Below are 23,840 nucleotides of genomic sequence, written 5' to 3' on the forward strand. Positions count from 1 at the left end.
CCTTCCTATTAACGAATAGCCCCGAAATATCAAGGGTTCGATCCGACTTATTTACGTTACCTTATTACAGCAATTCCTTGCGAAGCTGCTCCGGAGACTTCGGAGACAACAGACCGAATGGAATATCGAATACAGTGCGTGCACCGGACTCGCCGCGTTGTGCCAGACGATATACAGCACGAGCATAAGCAACGAGAACACTCGCTGTGAACTCAGGGTTGCTGCCCAAGTTCAGACCGAACTCCATAATTTGCGATGTGCCTTCACCAGTCACGCCGCTGCGGAATACAAGACCGCCGTGAGGCATTGCAGAGTGATTCGCCTTCAGCTCTTCTTCGCTGATGAAGTTCACGATTGTGTCGTAATCTGCGAAGTAGTTCGGCATAGACTTGATTTCTTGCTCGATGCGAGCCTTGTCTGCCCCTTCTTCTACTACAACGAAGCATTCACGCAAATGCTTCTCGCGAGTGGACAATTCAGGGTTCTCCCCCTGGCGTACCTTCGCAACAGCTTCCTCGGAAGGAATTGTGTATTGTACACCGTTCTTAACGCCCTCTACACGGCGAATTGCATCGGAGTGACCTTGGCTCACGCCACGTCCCCAGAATGTATATTCATTGCCTTCTGGAAGAACAGATTCGAACAACAAGCGGTTCAAGGAGAACAAGCCTGGATCCCAACCTGTCGAGATAACTGCTACATGTCCGTTCCCTTGAGCAGCTTCATCAACAGATGCGAAATATTCAGGAATACGTGCATGTGTATCAAAGCTATCCACCGTGTTGAACATACGCGCAAGTTCAGGACCTTGCTCTGGAAGATCCGTTGCAGAACCTCCGCACAAGATCATTACATCTACTTTATCTTTGTAAGATTCCGCATCATTGAGTGAGAAGACAGGAACCTCTGCTTGAATGGATTCTGGGCTGCGACGTGTGAAAATGCCAACGAGCTCCATATCTGAATTTTGGCGGATCGATTTCTCTACGCCCTTGCCTAAGTTACCGTAACCTACAATACCTATACGAATAGATGACATGAGGTTGCTCCTCTCTATTTCTAAAATCATGGACTAGTATAATATATAAAATAGATTTGCACAAAATGACATAGATTATTCGCTATACTTGTTGCATTCTGTTGCTACTGCTCTTCTGCCGTCAACTCTTTTGTATCAACGTAACGGGAAACTGAGTGTAATACGTGCCCCTCCTTCAGGCGTATTCGCTGCTTGAATGCCTCCCCCATGCTTACGCATAATGAGCTTCGCCATATACAACCCAAGTCCGGCATGCCCTTGATATTGCGAACGTGATGCGTCGCCTTGAACGAACTTATCAAATACGGAATCCAGCATTTGTGCTGGGAATCCAGTTCCCGTATCTGTAATCGACATCTCCAGCTTATGTGCTTTCCAGTCCGCCTTCCACGTAATTGTGCCGCCTGAAGGTGTAAAGCGAAGGCTATTAGCGAGCAGATTATCCATAAGCTGTCTCACACGATCCCCATCGAGAAGCAGCGCTCCATCTGCTTGTTGATCTGCAGGTGGGATGCAATGGAATTCAATCTGATGTTCCGCGCACAGCTGCTGCATATCCTGTGCGATCTCTTCCATAAATCGATTAATCTCTACTGGCTTTCGATTCAAACGGAACTGCGGTGACTCCATTTCCGACACCTGATTCATTTCCTGCACGAGGCGAATGGCCCGTTTTGTATTCTTATCAATCGTCGTCAAATATCGCTGCAGACGATCCGGACGATTCATTCCACCATCCAGCAAACCCTCTACATGACCTTGCACGATTGCGAGCGGGGTGCGCAAATCATGTGCGAGCGCAGCTATCATCTCGCGCCGCCGCTGCTCCATCTTCCACTCGCGCTGCAGGGATAAATATAGCTCCCGCCTCATCTCATCGAATGCCTTCATGAGCTGTGCCATTTCCGAGGTACCTTCATAGGAGAAGCTGAAATCCAGATCCCGCTGCTGTACTCGTCTTGTGCCCTCTATTAATTCCTCGATGGGGCGGCTCAGCTTGCGGCCGAACCTTCGACCGAACAGCCATGTAAATAGAATGACAAATAGAAAAGGTGAAAATAAGACCGTGATGACTAACAGTCCGAAGTAAGGGCCTAGCTTCGATCGCACAGTAACGCCAACAGTAAGTGTATAGTTGATGACTACAGCTCCCTGCAGTTCGCCTGACTGATTGATGACAGGCAATACGTTGCGAGCACGCCCCATTCCCGTCATCCCGCTTGCATTGAGAAGGGAAATCAGTTCGCGCCCACCACGTATGTTCGGATCAGGCAGCGATCCATATCGATATTGACCTGTTCGATCAACAACTGCGTAACGTATCCCCTTCTCATCTACTAATCGTTCGATGAGCGATTGATTTTCCTTATCCAGCAAGCGTTCCCCTTCTGATTCTACTAACTTGCGTATGGGCGGAATCTGCTTCTCATAGTAATTGGCAGGTCTGAACACGCCGTCGTCATACGATTGCATCCATATGAAGGCTCCCCATACAACAATCGTCAGTGCCAGACTCGCACCGATTACCCATACAAAGTATGTAATAAACTGACGTTTAAAGGAGTGCATGCTCATTCCTGCACCTTCCATTTGTAGCCGATGCCCCATACGGTTTCAATCCAGCGCGATTGCGTGTGAACTGCTGCCATCTTCGCCCGAATATTCTTCACATGCTCCGTAACTGTCGTATCATCTCCAAGGGCGTCCATGCCCCATACCTGTTCGTAAATATGCTCGCGTGCAAATACCTGTCCCGGGTGGAGAGCAAGCAGTTCTACGATCGCGAACTCCCGGCTTGTTAACGGCAATCGCTTGCCTTCATAACGAAGCTCCATCCCCTTCACATCCACTGCAAATGCTCCAAACATAAGTACTTGCTCATGCTTATCCTGCTGACGCACATAGCGTCGTTCTCTTCGAAGATGCGCTTCAATGCGCGCCTTCAGCTCACGCATGCTAAATGGCTTGCTGATATAATCATCGCCCCCTGCCGCTAGACCGTATATACGATCTGCTTCACTCACCCTCGCACTTACAAATAGAATCGGGCAAGCAACAGCATCTCGAACCTGCTTGCACCATTCCACTCCATCCGTGCCAGGCATCATAACGTCAAGCACAATTAGGTCAGGCGACTGCTCTGTAATAAGCCGCTGCGCCTGATCCGCATTGTATGCCGTGCGTACCGAATACCCGTCATCCTCCAGCGAATCACGCACGAACACCGTCATTTCTTCCTCATCATCGACAAGCAATATACTTGCTCGTTCCATGCCGTTGTCCCCCTTTACTGCACAAAATTGCAATCGTGTATGATTTCCTTCTCTTCGACTATGTAAATGGATTGGCTATTGCTACGTTGCCTTATCACCGCTTTCTATCTCAATTTCTTCCGGTAACTATGATCTCTGTTTTTTATAAATTTCTATTAATTATGATCCCTGTAGATTATGATCTGTATTGATTATGATCATCATTAACTATGATCGATATAAAATGCGATCCACATTAATAGTTACTCTGTTAAATCACCGTTGCCTCTGCTTAGTTACGCTTCTTCGTCTTGATTTACATTCTTCGTCATGAATTCTTATAGCAGTCATCCTCATATCTAGTCTAATGCAACTCTTTCACACGGGGCAAATAAGCCGGATCGTTCAATAAAGCAATGGATTCAATAGAGCAATGAGTTCGATAGAATAAAGAGACAGGGAATCAGAATAAGCGTGCAGTGGATCGCCGACAGGCACTTCCACTGCACGCTTATTCATTCGATGAACCCCCATTCCTGATATCGCATATGCTGATCAAGAGGAGTTGGGCGTATGCCACAATATCGAATCATTGTCGATCTGTCTGATCGCAGGTTATACCTACTGGACGGAGATATCGTTGTAAGGGAATATCCTGTGGGCATCGGCAAAATGTTAACCCAAACCCCGATAGGGGAATATACGATCATTAACAAAGCGCCGAACCCGGGCGGTCCATTTGGCGTCTTCTGGATGGGCTTGTCGAAGCCCCATTACGGCATTCACGGAACGAATGATCCTTCCTCCATTGGGCACTACGTATCTCACGGATGTATCCGCATGTACAATGAGGATGTCCTCCAATTGGCAGCTCTTGTCCCCATCCATACAAGAGTGACCATACGTCCATAACACTAACATGATTCAATTAAACACCGAAAAATAGAATAAAGCCTCTTTCCTGCTGCAGAGAAGCGTGTTCAGCAAGAAAGAAGCATTATATAAGTCCCCCCCACAATGCCGTAATAACCACACGGTACACTGGGCTGGCCTTTATGGGTATATTCTATTATGCCAAAATCGATGCTGGAGCTGCTTCCAATGGGAAGTGGCAAGCCACTTGCCGGTCTGAGCCAACCGTCTCCAGCTCCGGCGCTACGAGTCGGCACTTCTCTTGAGCGAAGGCACATCGCGGATGGAAGCGGCACCCAGAAGGCGGGTTCGCCGGTGATGGCACATCTCCCTGCAGGACAATTCGCTCCTTCTTATAGTGCGGATTCGGTCTAGGAATCGCTGACAACAGTGCCGCGGTGTACGGATGCTTAGGATTCGCAAACAAATCCTCTGTGCGTGCCACTTCGACTAATTTACCAAGATACATGACCCCGATTCGATCAGAAATATGGCGTACCACATTCAGACCGTGCGCGATAAAGAGGAAGGTCAGTCCCAGTTCCTTCTGCAGCTTCATGAGCAGGTTCAGCACCTGGGATTGAACGGACACATCCAGCGCCGATACGGCTTCATCTGCTACGATAAAGCTCGGATTAAGCGCAATCGATCGAGCGATGCCTATCCGTTGGCGCTGACCACCTGAGAATTCATGCGGATAACGGTTGCGTCGGACTGGATCCAATCCGACCAGCTCCATCAACTCCACTACACGCTTATCGATTTCACTGGAAGATGCCTTATGGTGCACACGAAGCGGCTCTCCAATAATATCTCGAATGTGTATACGGGGATTCAAGGAACCGAACGGATCTTGAAATATAATCTGCATATCCTGCCGCATCAACCGCAGCTGCTTCGGATTCATCCCTTGTATCTGCTTCCCGTCAAAGAATACAGCACCGCTTGTTGGCTTCTGTAATTGAAGAATAGCTCTACCTAGTGTTGATTTGCCGCAGCCCGATTCGCCGACGAGACCGAACGTTTCCCCTCTGGTAATACTAAAGGTAACATCGTCTACAGCCTTAACATGACCAACCACCCGGTTGAAGAGACCCGTCTTGATCGGAAAATACTTCTTCAGGTTGCGAACTTCAATCAATGATTGATCCATCATGCGCGCTTCACCTCGGATTGTCCGTCATTATCGCTGTCGTACAGCCAACATGCCACCTGATGACTACTTCGGATTTCCCCTAGCGTAGGCTCGTGATGCCGACATTTCTCCTCCACCTTCGCACAGCGTGGATTGAAGCGGCAGCCCGAAGGCAGGTTGTTGATACTCGGGATTGTTCCCGGAATCGTGTATAACTCCTCGCCTCTTGCTCCTTCCAAACCCGGAATCGAATTCAAAAGACCTACTGTATATGGATGGGAAGGATGATCAAATATTTCTTCAACGCTGCCTTCCTCCACAATCTTACCGGCATACATAACCGCAATGCGATCAGCCATCTCCGCAGCCACGCCCATATCATGGGTAATCAGCACAATCGCCATGCCAAGTTCTTGCTGAAGGCGCTGCAGCAGATCAAGAATTTGCGCCTGAACGGTAACATCCAGCGCAGTTGTAGGCTCATCCGCAATAAGCAGCTCTGGCTTGCATACGAGTGCCATCGCGATAACAACCCGCTGCCGCATACCTCCGGACATCTCGTGCGGGTATTGCTTCGCTCGCATTTCCGGATCCGGAATCCCGACCATGCGCAGCATGTCAATCGCCCGATCCCAACATTCCTTCTTGCTTAGCTTCTGGTGAAGCTGCAAACTTTCTGCAATTTGATCGCCAATCGTAAATACCGGGTTAAGCGCCGACATCGGATCTTGGAAGATCATCGAAATCTTTTCCCCACGAACGTTGATCATTTCCTTTTGTGATTTGGTTGACAGATCCTCGCCATTAAAACGAATGCTGCCTTCGAAAATAGTTCCTCCTGCATAGTCGATCAATCGCATAATCGAAAGAGAGGCGACACTCTTACCACTGCCGGATTCACCTACAATACAGAGTGTTTTACCCTTCTCCACGCTAAGAGATATCCGATCTGTTGCCTTCGCAATGCCCTGCTCCGTCACAAAGCCTGTGGTCAGATTTTGGACTTCAAGAAGTTTTCCCGCCATTGCTGCACCCTCCTACGTGGAATTTTCTCTTTCTTGCGTGGGTCAAATGCATCACGGATTCCGTCACCAATAAAATTGACCGCCAGCACGACAATAAAAATACATGCTCCTGGATAAAGCGCTTGCGTAGGATCGACAAGCATGAATTGCTGTGCGTTGCTAAGCATCAATCCCCAGCTCGTATCAGGAAGCTGTACCCCTAAACCGAGATAAGATAATCCTGACTCAGCAAGGATTCCCCCGCCTACCATTAAGGTAGCGTTTACGATAATAGGAGCCGTGGCATTGCGAAGCAAATGCCTGCCGATAATCCCCCAACTGGACACACCGATCGCCCTTGCCGCTTCCACATACTGCATCTCCCGCAGTTGCAGAAATGTTCCTCTTACAAGTCTTGCCGAGCCCATCCAGCTTGTAAAGCTCAGAATCAATATCATGTAGCTGAACTTCGCGCCGAAGATGGCGAGTACCAAGATATTCAGGAACAAGGTTGGAGTAGAGTTCATAACGTCAACAAATCTCATGAAAATCGTATCGATCCAGCCACCGAAATATCCGGAAATCGAGCCGATGATCGTGCCGATGACAACCGAGATAAAGGCAACAGAAAAGCCGACTGATAACGACACTTGACTGCTATAGATAAGCCGTGACAAGATGTCCCTTCCCAATTCATCCGTTCCAAGCGGATGACCAGGAGTGCCCGATGGCAAACTTGACTTCAACATATCGATCGCTGCTGGGTCATACGGGGCAATATATTTGGCAAATACAGCAATGGCGACAAAGAACAATAGGACGATGGCTCCAACCACTGCAAATGGATTGCTCAAAAATTTCTTCCATGCCATTAAGGTCATACTTGTCGGCTTCTCCGACTTATGAGGGCCTGTCCCACGGGTCTTATCCGGTTCGAGCTGAGCATCCTGCAAACTCGCTGTACTCATGCCGACATGCCCCCTTTGCCCAATTGAACGCGCGGATCAACAATGGCATACAGAATGTCCGCTATCAAGTTGCCAATAACGACGATAACCGCTGTAATGAGCGTAATCGCCATGAGAACGGAATACTCACGTGACACTGCCATATCGACGAACAGCCGCCCCATTCCCGGCCAGTTAAACACACTCTCTGTAATGGCTGCTCCCGCAATGAGAATTGGCAGATCCAAGCCAAGAATTGTGATAATTGGGATAAGTGCATTCCGCAGAGCATGACGGGCAATGACTCTTCTCTCCTTCATTCCCTTCGCTCTCGCTGTTCGAATGTAGTCCTGTCCTAGCACCTCAAGCATACTGGATCGGGAATATTTCACATAAGAAGCCAAGAAACCTAATGTAAGAACCGTTACAGGCAGAATCAAATGCATGAATAAATCCTGAATATCGCCCTCTTTCCCCATCGAATACATGTCGGATAAGGGAAGCCAGTCCAATTTAATAGAAAAATAACTCTGCAAAAGAATACCGAACCAGAAATGCGGCATTGCAAACCCAACATACGAAATAAATGAAGCTGTCTGATCGGATAATCCATACTCTCTCGTACTATTGTATATTCCCCAGGGGATCGCAATGATTAAGGAGAGCAGCCATGCAACGCTCATCAGAACAACAGTATTCTTCACTGTCGGCCAGAGTATATCACCTACTGGGAGGTTATTCTTGAAGGTTTTCCCCAAATCACCCTTCAACAGGTCTCCCACCCAGCGAATATATTGGATATGAATCGGCTTATCCAAGCCGAGATTTTTCGCCTGTATTTTACCCGCTTCCTGAGACAGTCCCGGCGATAGAAAGATTTGCGTCGGACCTCCTGGTGCTGCATGAATGAGTCCAAAGGTAACGATGGAGATCAAAAACAGCACTAAGAGTGACTGTAGTACACGGCGGATCAGATACTCCGTCATAGGAAATCCTCCTAAATCGTATCGTGTGAATTCATGTATTAGCACATCCATATAAAAGAGGAAGGGGCAAGCAACCCCCTCCCCTCATCATGCATATTCAACCTGTGCTTGGTATTTTATTCTACCCACCAGTTGATCATGCGGAACATGTATCCATATGCGAGTCCTGGTTCAGGTCTGTCTTCTTCCGCATATTTCACACGAGGGTTCAAGCCCTGTGGTGTACCATATTGATACATGAATACATAAGGAAGATCCGTTGTGATTTCTTTACCGATCTCTGCGTAAACTTTCTTACGCTCGTTTTGATCAGCGACAGAGTAACCTTTTACCCACAATTGATCGAGTTTTTCGTTTTTATACCAACCCGAATTTTGGTTCGGCGGGAAGAACTTTGAGGAGAGAATGCTTTCTGCGTTCGGATCTGGATCATTTAATGACCATGCCGCCAAGATAGCTTGGAATTTACCCGGTACAATGTTCTGCTCTTGCCAAGCAGCGAAGTCAACGCCTCTCGGATTCACTTCAATGCCGATATCTTTCAAGTTCTGTTGGATAACAGCAGCAACCTGTTCGCGGCGGCTATTACCTGTATTGTATTGAAGTTCGAAGGAGAACTTGACGCCGTTCTTCTCCAAAATGCCACCTTCAGTGCTAGCCTTCCATCCATCTTCAGCCAGCAGCTTCTTCGCCAATTCCACATCATAGTTATAAACTACTGCAGTTTCGGCTGGATCTGCCCATGAGCCTGGCAGGAATGGCGAGTTCATCAACTTACCTGTTCCCTTAAGGATATTGTCGACCATGCCTTGGCGGTTAAGCGCGTGAGCGATCGCTTGTCTTGTCTTCTGTCCAGCAAAGAAGCTTTCTTTATTATCGAAGTTCATTTTGTTAAAGTTGAAGCCCATGTATTCGTAGAGTGGTCCTGGTGCCAAGATGACGTTGAGGTTGTCGCGAGCTTGAACAGCTGCTAGTTGGGTGACTGGAATCGCTGATACAGAGTCGACATCTCCCTTGATGAGAGCTTGCACTTCTGTATTTTGATCTGCGTAGATTTTGTAGATGACTTTCTGGATGTGAGGTTTTTTCGCTCCCCAGTAGTTCGGGTCTGCGTCGAAGCTTAAGTATTGTTTTTGCTTCCATTCCGTCCATTTCCAAGGACCGTTCGTTATAGTCTGCTCTGGTTTGGAACCGTATGGATGCTTCTTCAATTCTGTAATCGGAACATCCTTCAAGATGTGATATGGCACTGGTTTAAGTCTAAGAGAGTAGAGGAATGGGGCAAATACTTGCTTTAACTTGATCTGAACAGTGTGTCCATCGATCTTCGTTACCGATTCGACATGTTCGAATTGGCTAATACCTGGGGAACCTACTTCTGGGTTGCGTACCGTATTAATGGTAAAGATCAAATCATCCGCTGTTACTGGTTGGCCGTCGCTCCATTTGGCTTCTGGCTTCAATTTGACCGTGTAGGTCTTCAAGTCTTCACTGATTTGAGGAGGCTCAGCCGCGAGAGACCAAGGCTCTACGACTACGTTCGCTTGACGGTCAAGATCGTACAGGCTGGAGAAGATCAAGATTTCAGCATCCCCGGATGAAGTATCACTTACGTACAATGGGTTTACCGAAACGATATCCGAGAAGGTACCTAACGTGATTGTACCTCCATCTTTCGGCGTCTGAGCCGTATTCTCCTTCGCTGGCTCTTCCGTTTTCGCTGGTTCGGTATTTTTGGGTTCATCCTTTGGAGGATTCGTTGTTGTACTTGAACCACCGCACGCTGATAACAGCGATCCCATTAGTACCAAGAGCAGCATAAATGTCATCCATTTCTTTTTTGCCACATAATTCCCCTCTCTCATTTTCGATATTTTTGTGAAGGATATATTTTCCTAAACATTGTATCATTTGAATCATCTTACAGGTAGTAAAATGATGGAAAATATTTATAATTCACAATTATATTTTTCATTTTGCTGGTTACTTTGTTTAATAAGACTATATAGAAAGGAAAAAGAGGCGATATTCGCCCCTTCACCACTTTACCCCAATAAATTAACCTATGGTATACGAGATACGCATGCATTTTTTTACGATCCTATTCCTTCTTATCCTAGCGCTGGATGCTGACAATTCTCTCCGTTCCATTCCATGTGACGCTGGCCCCTATGGATTCGGCAATTGCTCGAACCGGTACATAGGCACTGCCATTCAGAATGATGCTATTCGGCTGAGCGATATTGTTGAGATACGCGACCTTCGTCGTATTGTCCCATCCAACAGAAAGACCCAATGCTGTCGCTATATCACGAATCGGACCGTATACGACATTATTCTTCAATATTCCCTGCGCTGCTTCTTGTCCATTGACTAGAATGCGAATTCCATTTTGAAGTTTCTGTACCTGCCCCTTAATTAAGTTTATGAACTGGCTCCAGTACGGGAGAATTTGCGAAGGGCACTGCTTGCCCGACCATTTCTTATGCGGCACAACTTGATCAATCGTAAGCTTATAGCGCAACATCAGTGTTGCCACGAGCCACGCAGCGTTATTCCAAGCCACATCTTGATTCATGCCCGTATACATGCATACCTCAATGGCAATGCTTGTCGTGTTGCCAGGTCCATTGCCATCACCCGCGTGCCATCCCTGCTCATTATCACGCAGATGCTGATAGATATCCTTGTCATCCACCGTATAGTGCCATGATGCTTGTCTCCCACCGCTTCCATCTAATAAATAGTGCGCGTGTGATTCCGCTGTTCCGCTTGTATTGTCCGTGTTGTGGATTGTAATCCACTGGGGTGTCATAGGCTTGCTCGGCTTGTTCGGACTGCCATCTGGAATCAGACGTTGTTGAATGACGATGCTCATGGTTCATCATCTCGCTTCTGCATAATGTGTTACTCCTAGAAGACTTGCATGCATGCTGCGAGAGTTGATCTATCACCAAAAAGCGTTCATAGGATTTGAACGCCGCTTGGATCATTGCCGCATATGGATTGTATATAGGAGAATCACCCTAAGTTAGAAATGCCGTCGCAAATCTTCTATAGTAAAGCATACGTACTTTCATAGAAGCTTGACTCTGGCAATTGTCCGGCTGATATAGCTTGTCCGAGACACATTACAATGAACAACTTTGAAGTTCTTGTTCTGGTAACGCCGACTATACCCTTTGTACTACGGTGCATCGCTCACCTATCATCACTCCTACATATTAATGTCGAAACGATAGAAAATAGGTCAGAAATTGAATGCATATTCCCAGTTTATAGTGAAATAAACATTAAATAAGTTCGCCCCAAAAATGGAAAATGGTACAATTGGCTCATATTTAATCGAATAAGTCTAGCGACTTGCTTCGGCTACTCTCCCTCTTTAAGGGAATAACGAAAGGAAGATGCACGCTTGAAGAAATTAGCTATTATTTTACTTATTGCCTCCAGCTTCACGATGCTCACTGCTTGCAGTGGAAAAGACTCAAGTGCTCCGAAAGAATCGGTTGCAGAGCAGCAGAAACTAAAAGAAGAGAATGAAAAATTAAAAGCAGAAGCCGACAAATTAAAAAAGAAAAGGCCGATAAAGAAGCCGCAGAAAAAAAGCTGCTGAAGAAGCAGCTCTAGCCGCAGAAACGGAACAGTCTGAGGCCAATACAACTTGGAACATAGCCGATCCAGATGCGAAGACAAATGGCAATGTAGCGTTTGCAACGGACTTGCTGTTGACGGGAGAGAAGCTTCCAGTATCCGGGAAAGTTGTACCCGCTAAGGTACATAAGACTCCATGGGACTACTATGGGAAATTAGTGAAATTCACTGGTGAAGTGAACGTCGTCACTGATTACCCACCAAGCGACGAAATTCCTGTTCGCTCGGAGATTATTATTGTCACCGATGATGATGTCATTGTTGATTTTTTTAGCCTTGTTCCAAGCGGAGACATCGAAGTTGGCGATGAGGTTACGATTTCTGGGCTAGTAACGGGGCGGGCAGAAGTTGAGAACGAGTCTGGTGGAACGTACACACATTTAATGGTCGTCACCAATAAAATTCCAAAATAAATGTATGATATCGACTATGCGCCCGTAGCTGTCCTACGGGTTTTTTCCTGTAATCGAAATCAATCATCTCACAAAGGAAGTTATATGATAGGAGAAAATAGAAATGGATGATAAGTGGATACTTAAGCAATCAGAGTCTACAACTAATGGAAGATTCCTTTCTTCTGGTATTGTAATAATGTCAATCCTTGCAGCATGTTGTGCAATCGCCGTATCTATCTTTGCCTGGGTACAAAGCAATAAAGTGAATGATGCCGCAGAGAAGCTGCAGCAATCCTTCTCTAAATTGCAAGCGGACTATGAGGAACTAAAAAGAGACAACAGCAAACAGGGATTTACGATCAATCAACTGCAGAACAATCTCTTGTATGCAAATATTCAGCATGACATGGAGGAAAACGTCGTATCCGATCATTTGATATTGGATAAAATCTACTTCGACGATATCGTCTATCGCAAAGGAACGAGCGGCACGACCATAGACGTTCGCACTCAGCCCGAATTTAACAATAAATATGCGGGGTCTGGGAAGTTCACTCTATCTGATAAGGAATTGAACAATGTTGTAACCACGTTCATGCAAGCAGCGCAAGATCAATATGAGTGGTGTCTGGAAATGTACAGCATGGATGCCGTTGCACCAGATTGGAATGAGCTTACGCATACCATTACGATCCACAACTATGATCTTGGAACTTATCATAATGGTGTGTTTACGCCTGTTAAGAAATAGTATCTTTGAGCTTAGGTAAAACACCTCTAGCTTCTGCAATCCGCTGAACTGAGAAATCAGATCATTCAAAAAAGAGAGAGTCAACGAGAAATGCTATTCGATGACCCTCTCTTTTATTAATTCTGTTTAGATAGATAAAGTAACATTTATGCATGTTATTGAAACAATTTAGGCTCTGCGAGTGCTGCCCACGTAGACTCAAAAACATTTCCTGGTTCGGCCACAATTTGAAGCTTAAGTACCCCGCCCACATCAATATTTACAGGTTTAGGGTTATCTCCGCCTGTTACATTTTCAAATGAAGCCAATTCAGTTCCATCGCCAATAAAGCGAAAGGTAACTACTCTATTAGAATTTTTCGTTACATCATCTACACCAATAAAAGTTGATAGCTTTTTATATTTTCCATTTAAGTTATAGTCAATAGAGGTACTTTTGTTGTTCATAAAGCTAAGATTAAAAACAATTCCTTTTTGGAACTTATCTCCTGCAATTTCAATTTTATTGCTGTACGGGTTTTGATTAAAATTAACGCTTGAACCACTAGGGCCATCACCTTAACTATTACAAGTTCAACACTTCTTATTAGCTTAGTAACACTAGCAATGTTACTTAAAAAGAGATGATTTACCGCCTGAAGATGGCTGGAGAGATACCAGCCTAAACCTAGCCCTTCGGGGCGATGGTCGCGGATATCCGCTCCTTAATATCCACAAATTATAAACGACGGAAATCTGCTTGCTTGGGGCACAACGAATACCTTTGTGGCAGGCCCCACTTCAATTTACGTATCTCTGTAGTCTTTGGAAGGTTCATTTAAGTATCTCAAAGGAATAAACAGAACAAGAACCTGCTTAGCGTTGAAAATAATGACTACCATAACTCAAATAGACTGCCAATACGAGACATTTCCAATTCATTAATTCTCCTTGGTCATGCACTCTGAATGATCTTCGACCAGTTACATCCTTTAGTTTGCACTGTGTTGTGATATGTTCCAAATCTGTAAGAAATAACTAGCGAAAGTACGCTGAAATAAAGGAAACCCCATAGCTTATAGGAAATTTTCCGATAAGCATGGGGTTCATTACATATCATAAATATAATATTTATTCAGAAACATCCTGGAATGTTAAACCAGGGAAAACGGTATAATTCTTTAATTGGGTATCACTGATTATGTTTGCATAATCTATTAGGTATCCTTTGCTCATATACGGAGCTACATCAAAGTCCCATTCAGCCACAAACGGTGTGGATAAGTTCATGTAATGAACTACTTTTACACGTAATTTGTATTGGTCTCCGTCGCTCCTACCTTCTCCTTTTCTTTTAGCATCTACAATTTTTTTAGCATCTACTATTTTCAGTTCTAAAATGGAAGGATATACTCCTCCTCCTGGTAGTTCGATTGAACCGTTATCCAAGTAACTGGAGGCTATTGTTTTTTTCCAAGCTTCTTCATCCCTTGAATCATATGTAACGAAATACTTATTAATTAAAGATACGATGTCTGCCCATTGTCCCCCAGACAGATTTAATTTTTCATTCCATAGATCAGGAGTAGAAACCGAAGTTCCGTTTTTCTGATTAATAATTACTGTTTGTTTTTTAGAATCCCAAGTCACACCAGCACCTAATGCCTTAGAAATCGTACTAATAGGAACCATGACTCTTCCATCAACATTGCGAGGCGAAACGTCAGTAGGTACTGTTTGACCGTTTACAACAATTGAAATTTTCCCACTAGCAAATGCTCCCCCAATTAACAAAGAGGTAAGAGCAAAAACAAGTGATACAAAAATGACCAGCTTTTTCTTCATTGTAAACCTCCTAAAATATACTATTGGACGAAATTCCCAGAATGATGATATCACACTTATTGATAAATTACATCTTTATCGATCATCGTTTTCAGGGCGTAAACGTCCTCTAATTTACGTCTATGATTTTGACGACACGAAGAGCTACAGTAGCGAACGAGATATCTCTCTGTTCCCTAACACAGTGATATTGTTGGAGAAGCATTTTGAGAAACAAAATGAACATCCTGATTTCCCTAGGATACGATTTCATGATCTTCGGCATACTCACGCCACACTGCTATTGAAAGCAGGTATACACCCTAAAATCGTTCAAGAACGTCTTGGCCATTCGTCTATCAACGTAACACTTGATACCTACTCACATGTGTTGCCAAACATGCAGGAGGCAGTTCTACGCAGTATTGGCGATTCGATTACAGGAACGAAAATAGAGACTGAAAATCCACTTTATCTGGATAAAGGTTAGAAGAATGTTAGAAGTCAGCCCTAGAAAAGGGAAAAGCGCGATCTCCGATTGCTCGGAAACCGCGCCGTTATCGACATTACATGGTGCTGGAGAAGGGAATTGAACCCCCGACCCACGCATTACGAATGCGTTTCCCGATAATCCTCGATGATCTTCTATGGTCTTCTATGCCTGTAGTAAGCTTATTTCTAATAAATATGTTCTTCTATGGTTCTGGTTGGGTTTCTACATCGGTAGATGAATTGGTAGATGAATTGGTAGATGATTAGGTAGATGAAAAAAAGAAGATCCAGAACATTGGTCAAGACCCCATTTAGTGGACATTGATAAAACACCTAAGCGCAAGCTGTCATCGTTTTCTACTGGCAGCAGCTTCTTTAGCGTTCTTTGTAGTCGTTTTATTGTTTATAAAAATGATATTAAAGAATGTCATATTAATACGGAATATTGTCATCATTGTCTAGTACTATGCTTACAACAATCCTTGTATGCTTATATAGCAATTCACTATAACCAAAACACAAGGTGAACTGCGAACTATATTCAAAAATGGAGGTTAATGTTTTGAAAAAGATTTCACTAATGTTTCTCATCACTGTTATGTCTCTATCTTTGTTGTCAAGTTTCAAAGTGGGTACAAGCTATGCTGCCTCGGGGTACGCTAGTACCTTAGAGTTGATGAAACTGAGTCATTATGCGTACTTTTTAGGTAATACGAAAGGACAGTTACAAAATATTAACCCGAAGAACCCAGCCTTAATTTCTTTAAAAAAAGAAATCGATAAGTTGGATTATCCCAAAAAAATAACTTCGTTTGAAGATATGGGGAAGTGGTCTATTTTGGCTTCCACTAACGACCCAACCGGGATGGATGCAGTAGCATTTAGAAATAATCGTAAAAATGAAGTTGTGATAGCATTTCGGGGAACGAGTGACTTAAGAGATATAAATACGGATATCGACATGGCTCTAGATAATAAAGGGAGAAACAAACAGGTAGTGCCTGCTAAGGCGTTTGTGCAACGTATAGCTAGAGAATTTCCTTACGAAAAAATTACGCTGACTGGCCATTCACTAGGTGGTTGGCTTGCTCAAAACATTGTATATCATATCAACGAAAGGAATTTAATTCCTAAATCAAGATTACTAAACGCAGAGACATTTAACGCTCCCGGTTTTTGGAACCCTAACCTTAGGGGACAAGAAGCTTACAATGCTTTAATAGCAAAAGGAGATTGGTCAAAAGTTATAAAATACAATAAACCTTTAAATTATGTAACAATTGGTGACCCAGTTAGTCACATAGCTTTTAACGGACATATTGGTAAGACTATAAAATTAGGAAAACAAGGATACCACAATGTTCACTCGATTTTGGGTTTTTATGGTATGAAATATACCGGTACGGGGATATTGCAATACTAATTATTATTAATTAATGGATTTAGTGGATTCTAACAAATCCCAATATTGCTAACTAAGAGGAATAAACAATTAAAGTAGTTAAAGAGCAAAAAGAGCCGTAGGATCCCCCCTACGGCTCGTCTTCTTTTAGACGTACACGATTGAGTATATCGTCCTTCCATCTCCACGCAGTTTCACTGTGCCGCAGCTCATTTTCCAAGCTCAAAGGTACGCATTTAGCGGCTATTTTGGTTTCCTCCATTTAGAACACCTCGATTATATCTTCTATTCCAATCCAAGGGCATTCATCATCTTACTGCAGTTTAACACGTCTTCTGGGAACGTCTATATCCACTACAACGCCAATAGCCATTTTGCATTCAAAAGGATCGAATACCTGAACTGTGACTAGTTCTCGTTCGACCATAGACTGTTGTAATCGAGTCCCTATTCGTTCCCACTCTTGCTCATCTAATACAGGACGGCTACGTCGCCCGGACTCCTGTTGATGTCTTAATATAATTATTTTATGTTCGGGTAACATCATCCGACTTGACTCCCATATACCATTGCCTTGAAGTTTACTCATGCTGTTCTCCCCTTGACTGGCTGCCATGAAAGTATTCGTTCTAGGCGAAATGGTCGCCACGCCTTCGCCTTCATACAGGTTGCATGCAGCACGCCATCCCTTATACTGCGCACCACGATACGGCGCTGTGTAATCTCACCACGCCTATCTTCATAAATGATTTCAATTTCCCGACCAATGTAATGTTCCAGATGCAATGTCATCACCTCATAAGAACGTTTGTTCTTATTATATGCGAATGTATGTTCGTTTGACAGCGTTAAATAATCCCCCAACTAGTAAAGTGAGGGGATTATTATCGACTTAGGATTCTGCGGTGCCTTAAAATTATTTTTCTGGATTCTCTGGTCTCATTATATGCAGCGGTGGCGGCACCAACCAACCTTTTTCTTTGCTCATTTCTAGAATCTTCAATCCAAGAGCTGCTTTCGTCATATGGTACTTTCCAAATAATGCACCAATGTCTTCCCGAATGGATTTCCCCATTACTTGGCTGCAAACCACCATGCCTGCAGCTGTATCAGCAGCAATTAATGGAGCAATTTCTTGATCCGCAAGTCGAGCCCCAATCGGTATTTCCTCAAGTTTAGCTTCTGGTCTCTCAGGTGGGTATGGACTAGGTGCTATCCCATTATCGATTAAAATTTGATCGCATTCCTTAGCTTCAAGCTCCGCTTGATTTACTAAATCATCTAATAATCTTTTGAGATCCTTGTCCCCAGCATGGTTAATGTAAGCCCGATAAACGGAGACACACCCTTTAGCCTTTGTTGAAAATGCCCATACATCAAATATTTCTCCGTAGTGTAGGGGTTCATCTTTAGGGTTACCGCTTAAAATTCCCAATTCATTTCACTCCTTCTCGTGAACGATTTCTGGCACCTGCTAAGCCGAATAAACCTAAAAGACCTAACCATCCCCAATCAAATCCACGGCGATTATCATCTGTTGCAGTAGCTCTGTAATTGTTTGTGCTTGTGTTTGTGTTTGTATTCATGTTTGTTTCACCATAGGGACTATCCATTCGCTCTGCAGATGCTGGGGCTGTATTCAACATCAGACATCCAACGAAACCAATAACTAACAGTAATCTCTTCATTCAGGACACTCCAATCATTCGTCAGAAGATTTGAAAACATACAAGTATATATTCTGTTACCCAGTTTATTTTTATACTTGTTTTCAAAATAGACTTTTGGGAAGATTACCACGTGAAATAAATGGTTTTTGGCACAGTCAGAAGGGAAGGAAATAGATGGTCTTTTTCAAAATGAAACTTTTGAAAGCTATTCTGACTAATTTCGCTCACACCATAATAAAAAAAATAAGTGCCGTGGGATTCATTCCTCAACTGCACTTATTTTTTCATTGAGGCTGGAACATAGCTCCAGTTAGTGTAATTGCTCCAACTGCAGTAGCTGAACCTGTTATAGTTAATGCTTCTAAAGAATATGAGACACTACCAGTACCAGGGGTAAGATCAACGTGATTAATACTTGTTGCACCAAATCGGTTAGTCCCAGTTCCATGTTCATTAATACTGAAAATAATAGTCGAACAGCGCAAGACTTGTAATTGGAGAACGCTATTACCTGATGCATCTTGCCAGCCAACAATTCCTGTTAACCAAATGCAGCTTCCTGCATTAACTCCTGTCATTGTTTTTAATGTAGTTGCAACACTGGTTATTGCGATTGCTGAACTACCAGAGGTATTTGGATTATTTTCAGATACTTGGAACTGTTGAAAAATACCTGTTGCTCCCGTGACTCCTGTCGCCCCTGTGGATCCTGTAGCTCCTGTTGGTCCATTTACAGTTGGATACGGTTTAGGTGGAAAAATTTCTGCACAACTTTGCGGAGGAACTACTATAAAAGGAGATCTTCTTAGAGGTGAGGTATATTATGAAGATCCAACAGCTATCCACCCTCCTTAACTAATAAATTTTCACCTGAAGAAAACCATGGTGTCGGGATCGGGAATGGGAATTATTACAATTTATGTAGGCTAATGAGGAGATGTCACCCGTTCCCGCGACTATTTTAATGAAATCTGCTTATATCGGCGATAGGCACGGAATACCAGAACTCGCGGTTGGAGTTTTTGCATAAATAACCGGAGGGAATCGTGAGGAAATGTAGAAATATCGATTTTTATAATAAGGAAAATGCCCACCGAAGTGAGATGACGTTAATGGGCGTTGAAGTGTTAAGAAATATTATTATTTTTACAAATTACCGTTTGCCCTATATGGTTGAGCATAATAACTTTTAATACTATGCCTTCCATCATATCCTGAAGGATTTAGCTTTCTTTTCCTTCCTATGTGCCCATCGAACAGTACGTCACTGACTAGATCTCCTAGAACAATAAAATTAATCGGATCTCTATATCTCGTTACTCTATCCCAATGTATATCTTTGATTAAACTAGCATATTTTTTTGCTTCTGCTAGGATCCCAATATCCCGGAGCATTGAATGTCTCGACATTTTTAAGTACACGGTTGTCAATAAGTCCATATTCTTCTATTCTATAGACCATATACTGAGCGATCCAACCGCCCAGTGAGTGGCCTGTTAGCGATATTTTATTGCCCCTGTATTTATTCGCCACTCCCTTTACAAAAATTTGTGCTGGACCCAACTGCTCCCTAGCACTGACCCGATTCATTGTTAAATCATAATCTTGTTTAATATCTAAAATGTCATGTGTACCGCGGAAAGCTATAACAATTTCATTTACCCGTGGATTTTTAAATGCAATACCAAAGAACCCTAGATCGCTATCTCCCATCCGGTCAACTACTACCCAATCCCTCATTGTATCGAAAGTGGTGATTCTTTTATCGTAGTTCTTACTTAAAGAATTTAGTTCGTTCAGCAAGGCTTTTTTTCCTGGTTTGTTTAAATACTCGCCCAATAAACCAGTTTCGAGATTAAAATAAGAATAGTGACTCAATTTAACCATTTCTAGTGTACTTGCATAGCTTCTGTCACCAGCCTCTACAGAACCAACATTAAAACTGGATAACAAAGAAAAAAACATAACTACAACAAGTGAAAATAATGTAATCCTCTTCAAGACCCCCGACCACCTTGTTTTTATTTTCCATCTAATAAATGGAATACTAATCTTATTCTACAGATGGTTAATTTTGCCTTTTAATTTCACCTTACAATAACCTCACATTGATTCCTTTAATTTATACAGATAATCACAATTTCTTTTCAAGTAATTACAAATCGAAACGACTGAGTACACCGTCCGACCGTCACCGCGCAGTTTCACAGCTCCATAAATCATCTGTGAGGAACCGGAGCCGTCCAAAAAGATTCCGTCCACAAACGTGCCGCTGCCGATCTTCTGCTTGATAGCTGCCCGGAAATCCGAAACTGTACATGCTGTATTCGTTACGATCATCCAAAGATTCAAGGATGATCCATAAACGAGAGCAGTCCGAAACACTTTACCGCTAATGTTAGGCATGTTCTGCTGTCGGGCTATTTTCTGCCAATTTGCAACGTCCCGCAACGAGATCGAGATACCGCTCTGAGCCCAGTATCGGCTATGGTCAGACACCTTCAGCTCATCAGCAGAACGAACAACCTGGGTGCTATAGCGGCGGGCAGCTGCATCCCACACCAATGTGCCACGGGCATACTTGGCATTCTCCCAACCCGACGTATTCTCCACGTCCACCCTTTACGGGCTGGTTGTTTTGAACAGAAATGGATATGATAGCTTCGGCATACTCACGCTATATGTCACGTTAGATACCTATTCACATGTCTTGCCGAACATGCAGGAGGCAGTTCTTCGCAGTATAGGAGATTCGATTACAGGAACGAAAATAGAGGCTGAAAATCCACTTTATCTGGATAAAGGGTAGATGAATGGTAGATGAAGCACTTAAAAAAGGGAAAAGCGCGGCATCCGATTGCTCGGAAACCGCGCCGTTATCGACATTACATGGTGCTGGAGAAGGGAATTGAACCCCCGACCCACGCATTACGAATGCGTTGCTCTACCCCTGAGCTACACCAGCAAATTTTGTTGATACCAAATATTATAGAGAAGTCAAATTATTGTTTCAACACTAAAATAAATTTACCTATATTTACTATATGGTGCTGCAGAGGTATTCTAGAACCACGTCCCTCCATGCAGCACCATCTTCTATTTTCCGCATCCAATCGAAACGTCTACAATTGGCTCTCTGCTAAAAGCGCATTGACCAACTTCTCCAACGCTTCTTGATCCTGTTCATTGAAGCGATCCGTTATCGGGCTATCGATATCGAGTACCCCGATGAGCTTGCCTTCTTTCATCAGTGGGACAACAATTTCGGAGCGTGACGCTGCATCACAGGCAATATGTCCGGGAAATGCATGAACATCCGGCACAATTACTGTACGCTGCTCCTTCGCCGCCGTTCCGCACACGCCGCGGCCAAGCGGAATTCTTACACATGCAGGTAGTCCTTGGAACGGCCCGAGCACAAGCTCCCCTTTCTCCTCATCCATTAGGTAAAATCCAGCCCAGTTAATATCCTTAAGCCCATGCCACAATAGCGCAGCTGCATTGGACAAATTTGCAATGAAATTCGGCTCACCTGCGATTAATGCGGACAGCTGTCCATTGATAATCGGATAATCCTTGGCTCTATCGCCAGTATATAGTGTCGGTGTGAACATCTGTACCGCCTCCCTCAGTCCTATTTGTTATGTATCATACCATAGTGGAATAAATTCCGTGTATGATGCAGTTAGAAAATAACGTAGCTTTCGTTTCAAAGCTCTCGATATAATGTAAGAAAAGGGTAACGGAACAAATGCCGATGAGGAGGCAATCTGATGAGAACGAACACCTTTCAATTAATAGATGAAGAACAAGTACGAATACATGTCTATCACTGGATGCCCGAGGACACAGTTGAGGTTCGAGGCGTGGTACAAATCGCTCATGGGATGACCGAAACAGCGATTCGCTATGAGCGATTTGCCGAAGAGCTTACGGCTGCCGGTTATATCGTATACGCCAATGATCATCGTGGTCATGGCAATACGGCAGCAACAGAGCAGGACTTGGGCTATGTTGGCGAGGACGGATTCACGTGGATGGTGCGCAATATGGCGCAGCTCACCAAGATGATTCGAGAGCAGAATGGCGATATTCCACTGTTTCTGTTCGCTCATAGCATGGGCTCTTTCCTCGCTCAGCAATATATAACAGAACATGCGAGCCTGATAGACGGCGTCATCCTTTGCGGAAGCAATGGCCCTCGCGGCCCTGAGCTGCTAGCAGGTGTCGGCGTTACGAAGTTGATCGCTTCCATGAAGGGATCTCGCCATCGCAGTACCTTCATCGATAAGATGGCGTTCGGCAGCTTCAATCGCAAATTCAAGCCAGCTCGCACACAGGTAGACTGGTTAAGCCGCGATCTGGACGAAGTCGATAAGTATGTTGCAGATCCTTACTGTGGATTCTTAAGCACGGTCGGATTCTATCGCGACTTCTTCAAGCTGCTGCGCAATATCCATCGTCCTGAGGTCATGAACCGCATTCCTAAGCAGTTGCCTATGCTGCTTATTGCTGGAGATGAAGATCCGGTAGGCAACTATGGCAAGGGTGTCCGCAAGCTGGCGGATCTATATGGACAACTTGGTCTGGAACAAGTCGAATGCAAGCTCTATGCGGGCGCACGCCATGAACTGCTCAATGAAACGAACCGCGACGAGATCACCGCGGATTGCCTGTCATGGCTAACGAAGCAAACAAAGCAAGCCTCTAAGCTTGTCAATAAATAAAGGTTCAACAGTCCGTCATTTGTGCCTGCTGTCTGGACGGGCGTATAATAGTCATGAGTGAATGATCAATGATCTAGTGCCAATGGAGATGGAGGGATACTTACACATGTCTCGCTTGTTTGAACCGATAACGATCGGAGGAGTTACAATCCCGAACCGGATTGCTATGTCTCCGATGTGCATGTATGCATGTGATGATGAAGATGGCAAAGTAACGGAATGGCACTTGGTCCATTATGCCTCTCGTGCAGTTGGGCAAGTCGGGCTTATTATCGTGGAAGCGACTGCCGTCACACCAGAAGGTCGTATCAGTGCTCGTGATTTAGGAATTTGGAGCGACGATCAGATTGCGGGCCTTCGCAAGCTTACTGATCTGGTACATTCCCATGGCAGTAAGATCGCAATCCAGCTTGCCCATGCAGGCCGCAAGGCTACCGTTCCAGGCGCAATTGCCCCATCGGCAATTGCATTTAGCGAGGAATACGCAGTGCCAGAAGAAATGTCGCAGGAGCAGATTCGCCGGACGGTGAAGGCATTTGCAGAAGCCGCACGCAGAGCGAAGGAAGCAGGCTTTGATATCGTAGAAATCCATGGTGCTCATGGCTACCTGATCAACGAATTCCTCTCCCCGCTTACGAACCAGCGCATGGACATGTATGGCGGAAGCACAG

26 protein-coding genes, 1 tRNA gene and 1 pseudogene are annotated in these 23,840 nt (G+C 44.3%); 9 read left to right on the forward strand and 19 right to left on the reverse strand.

All coding sequences use genetic code 11. The features are described 5' to 3' along the window. Window positions 1-64: 64 nt before the first annotated feature. The 3 genes from AZ66_RS06930 to AZ66_RS06940 form a co-directional block, all read right to left on the reverse strand. Window positions 65-1,039, reverse strand: a complete 975-nt coding sequence (locus AZ66_RS06930; RefSeq protein ID WP_044354164.1) for a diaminopimelate dehydrogenase — start codon at window positions 1,037-1,039, stop codon at window positions 65-67. A 135-nt stretch (window positions 1,040-1,174) separates the two neighbouring features. Next, a complete protein-coding gene (locus AZ66_RS06935; RefSeq protein WP_231586763.1) occupies window positions 1,175-2,647 on the reverse strand; it encodes a sensor histidine kinase in 1,473 nt (490 codons plus the stop codon). Continuing rightward, window positions 2,611-3,312, reverse strand: coding sequence for a response regulator transcription factor (locus AZ66_RS06940; protein ID WP_044354165.1), 702 nt, complete (start codon window positions 3,310-3,312; stop codon window positions 2,611-2,613). Before AZ66_RS06940 ends, AZ66_RS06935 begins: the two co-directional genes overlap by 37 nt. 552 nt (window positions 3,313-3,864) lie before the next feature. On the opposite strand from AZ66_RS06940, the gene AZ66_RS06945 reads away from it, so the two are divergent. Next, window positions 3,865-4,203, forward strand: a complete 339-nt coding sequence (locus tag AZ66_RS06945) for a L,D-transpeptidase (protein ID WP_021261304.1) — start codon at window positions 3,865-3,867, stop codon at window positions 4,201-4,203. A gap of 157 nt (window positions 4,204-4,360) precedes the next feature. Here the strand turns inward: AZ66_RS06945 and AZ66_RS06950 are convergent, their stop codons facing one another. The 6 genes from AZ66_RS06950 to AZ66_RS06975 all read right to left on the reverse strand — a co-directional run bounded on the left by AZ66_RS06950 (window position 4,361) and on the right by AZ66_RS06975 (window position 11,153). Next, complete coding sequence (locus AZ66_RS06950; RefSeq protein ID WP_021261305.1) at window positions 4,361-5,359, reverse strand: ABC transporter ATP-binding protein; 999 nt, start codon at window positions 5,357-5,359, stop codon at window positions 4,361-4,363. After that, window positions 5,356-6,363 carry an ABC transporter ATP-binding protein gene (locus AZ66_RS06955; RefSeq protein ID WP_044354166.1) on the reverse strand — a complete coding sequence of 336 codons (1,008 nt, stop codon included), beginning with the start codon at window positions 6,361-6,363 and terminating at the stop codon, window positions 5,356-5,358. The genes AZ66_RS06950 and AZ66_RS06955 overlap by 4 nt, the downstream gene beginning before the upstream one ends. Next, a complete protein-coding gene (locus tag AZ66_RS06960; protein WP_021256267.1) occupies window positions 6,330-7,310 on the reverse strand; it encodes an ABC transporter permease in 981 nt (326 codons plus the stop codon). The genes AZ66_RS06955 and AZ66_RS06960 overlap by 34 nt, the downstream gene beginning before the upstream one ends. After that, window positions 7,307-8,275, reverse strand: coding sequence for an ABC transporter permease (locus tag AZ66_RS06965; RefSeq protein ID WP_044354167.1), 969 nt, complete (start codon window positions 8,273-8,275; stop codon window positions 7,307-7,309). The genes AZ66_RS06960 and AZ66_RS06965 overlap by 4 nt, the downstream gene beginning before the upstream one ends. A 116-nt stretch (window positions 8,276-8,391) precedes the next feature. Beyond that, a complete protein-coding gene (locus AZ66_RS06970; RefSeq protein ID WP_197081661.1) occupies window positions 8,392-10,095 on the reverse strand; it encodes a peptide-binding protein in 1,704 nt (567 codons plus the stop codon). A gap of 296 nt (window positions 10,096-10,391) precedes the next feature. Then, complete coding sequence (locus AZ66_RS06975) at window positions 10,392-11,153, reverse strand: N-acetylmuramoyl-L-alanine amidase (RefSeq protein WP_044354169.1); 762 nt, start codon at window positions 11,151-11,153, stop codon at window positions 10,392-10,394. A gap of 537 nt (window positions 11,154-11,690) precedes the next feature. Here AZ66_RS06975 and AZ66_RS06980 point away from each other — a divergent pair. From AZ66_RS06980 to AZ66_RS06990, 3 genes are all read left to right on the forward strand, one after another. After that, on the forward strand, window positions 11,691-11,891 hold the full coding sequence (locus AZ66_RS06980; protein WP_044354171.1) for a hypothetical protein: 201 nt from the start codon (window positions 11,691-11,693) through the stop codon (window positions 11,889-11,891). Window positions 11,892-11,997: 106 nt separating this feature from the next. Next, the gene (locus AZ66_RS06985; protein ID WP_044354173.1) at window positions 11,998-12,342 is read left to right on the forward strand and encodes a hypothetical protein; all 345 of its coding nucleotides are present in this window, start codon (window positions 11,998-12,000) and stop codon (window positions 12,340-12,342) included. A 103-nt stretch (window positions 12,343-12,445) separates the two neighbouring features. Then, entirely contained in the window at window positions 12,446-13,075 is a 630-nt protein-coding gene (locus AZ66_RS06990; RefSeq protein WP_044354174.1) for a pilus assembly FimT family protein, read from the forward strand. 155 nt (window positions 13,076-13,230) lie between these two features. Here the strand turns inward: AZ66_RS06990 and AZ66_RS06995 are convergent. Together AZ66_RS06995 and AZ66_RS29660 are read right to left on the reverse strand one after the other, a co-directional pair. Beyond that, a pseudogene (locus AZ66_RS06995) lies at window positions 13,231-13,599 on the reverse strand (NPCBM/NEW2 domain-containing protein); the annotation flags it as partial. A 585-nt stretch (window positions 13,600-14,184) separates the two neighbouring features. Next, the gene (locus AZ66_RS29660) at window positions 14,185-14,898 is read right to left on the reverse strand and encodes a copper amine oxidase N-terminal domain-containing protein (protein WP_052648421.1); all 714 of its coding nucleotides are present in this window, start codon (window positions 14,896-14,898) and stop codon (window positions 14,185-14,187) included. Here AZ66_RS29660 and AZ66_RS33725 point away from each other — a divergent pair. Both AZ66_RS33725 and AZ66_RS07015 read left to right on the forward strand, forming a co-directional pair. Beyond that, a complete protein-coding gene (locus AZ66_RS33725; RefSeq protein ID WP_442950274.1) occupies window positions 14,879-15,367 on the forward strand; it encodes a site-specific integrase in 489 nt (162 codons plus the stop codon). The two genes, AZ66_RS29660 and AZ66_RS33725, sit on opposite strands and share 20 nt — an antisense overlap. A gap of 564 nt (window positions 15,368-15,931) precedes the next feature. After that, the gene (locus AZ66_RS07015; protein ID WP_044354177.1) at window positions 15,932-16,792 is read left to right on the forward strand and encodes an Mbeg1-like protein; all 861 of its coding nucleotides are present in this window, start codon (window positions 15,932-15,934) and stop codon (window positions 16,790-16,792) included. A 292-nt stretch (window positions 16,793-17,084) separates the two neighbouring features. On the opposite strand, the gene AZ66_RS07020 is transcribed toward AZ66_RS07015, so the two are convergent. The 6 genes from AZ66_RS07020 to AZ66_RS07045 all read right to left on the reverse strand — a co-directional run bounded on the left by AZ66_RS07020 (window position 17,085) and on the right by AZ66_RS07045 (window position 21,055). Beyond that, window positions 17,085-17,360 (reverse strand): YolD-like family protein, encoded by a 276-nt coding sequence (locus AZ66_RS07020; protein ID WP_044354178.1) that lies wholly within the window; start codon window positions 17,358-17,360, stop codon window positions 17,085-17,087. After that, window positions 17,357-17,557 carry a hypothetical protein gene (locus AZ66_RS07025; RefSeq protein WP_052648422.1) on the reverse strand — a complete coding sequence of 67 codons (201 nt, stop codon included), beginning with the start codon at window positions 17,555-17,557 and terminating at the stop codon, window positions 17,357-17,359. The genes AZ66_RS07020 and AZ66_RS07025 overlap by 4 nt, the downstream gene beginning before the upstream one ends. A gap of 130 nt (window positions 17,558-17,687) precedes the next feature. After that, complete coding sequence (locus tag AZ66_RS07030; protein WP_044354181.1) at window positions 17,688-18,206, reverse strand: DUF3231 family protein; 519 nt, start codon at window positions 18,204-18,206, stop codon at window positions 17,688-17,690. Window position 18,207: 1 nt separating this feature from the next. Continuing rightward, complete coding sequence (locus AZ66_RS07035; protein WP_044354183.1) at window positions 18,208-18,459, reverse strand: WGxxGxxG family protein; 252 nt, start codon at window positions 18,457-18,459, stop codon at window positions 18,208-18,210. Window positions 18,460-19,789: 1,330 nt separating this feature from the next. Beyond that, the gene (locus tag AZ66_RS07040; protein ID WP_044354185.1) at window positions 19,790-20,443 is read right to left on the reverse strand and encodes an Mbeg1-like protein; all 654 of its coding nucleotides are present in this window, start codon (window positions 20,441-20,443) and stop codon (window positions 19,790-19,792) included. 102 nt (window positions 20,444-20,545) lie between these two features. After that, entirely contained in the window at window positions 20,546-21,055 is a 510-nt protein-coding gene (locus tag AZ66_RS07045; protein ID WP_231586764.1) for a hypothetical protein, read from the reverse strand. Between the two features lie 25 nt (window positions 21,056-21,080). Here AZ66_RS07045 and AZ66_RS31270 point away from each other — a divergent pair, with 25 nt between their 5' ends. Then, a complete protein-coding gene (locus AZ66_RS31270) occupies window positions 21,081-21,251 on the forward strand; it encodes a hypothetical protein (protein WP_231586765.1) in 171 nt (56 codons plus the stop codon). 81 nt (window positions 21,252-21,332) lie between these two features. On the opposite strand, the gene AZ66_RS07050 is transcribed toward AZ66_RS31270, so the two are convergent. After that, window positions 21,333-21,407, reverse strand: a tRNA-Thr gene (locus AZ66_RS07050). Window positions 21,408-21,564: 157 nt separating this feature from the next. Beyond that, window positions 21,565-22,056, reverse strand: a complete 492-nt coding sequence (locus tag AZ66_RS07055) for a GAF domain-containing protein (protein WP_044354186.1) — start codon at window positions 22,054-22,056, stop codon at window positions 21,565-21,567. 159 nt (window positions 22,057-22,215) lie between these two features. Between AZ66_RS07055 and AZ66_RS07060 the strand changes: the two genes are divergently transcribed. Then, window positions 22,216-23,169, forward strand: a complete 954-nt coding sequence (locus AZ66_RS07060; protein ID WP_044354188.1) for an alpha/beta hydrolase — start codon at window positions 22,216-22,218, stop codon at window positions 23,167-23,169. 106 nt (window positions 23,170-23,275) lie between these two features. After that, window positions 23,276-23,840, forward strand: a 565-nt coding sequence (locus AZ66_RS07065; protein WP_044354189.1) for an oxidoreductase, incomplete at its 3' end; no start/stop codon positions are given.

The sequence above is a fragment of the Paenibacillus sp. E194 genome (genome assembly GCF_000935845.1).
In the GTDB taxonomy this organism is placed as follows: domain Bacteria; phylum Bacillota; class Bacilli; order Paenibacillales; family Paenibacillaceae; genus Paenibacillus_B; species Paenibacillus_B alvei_B.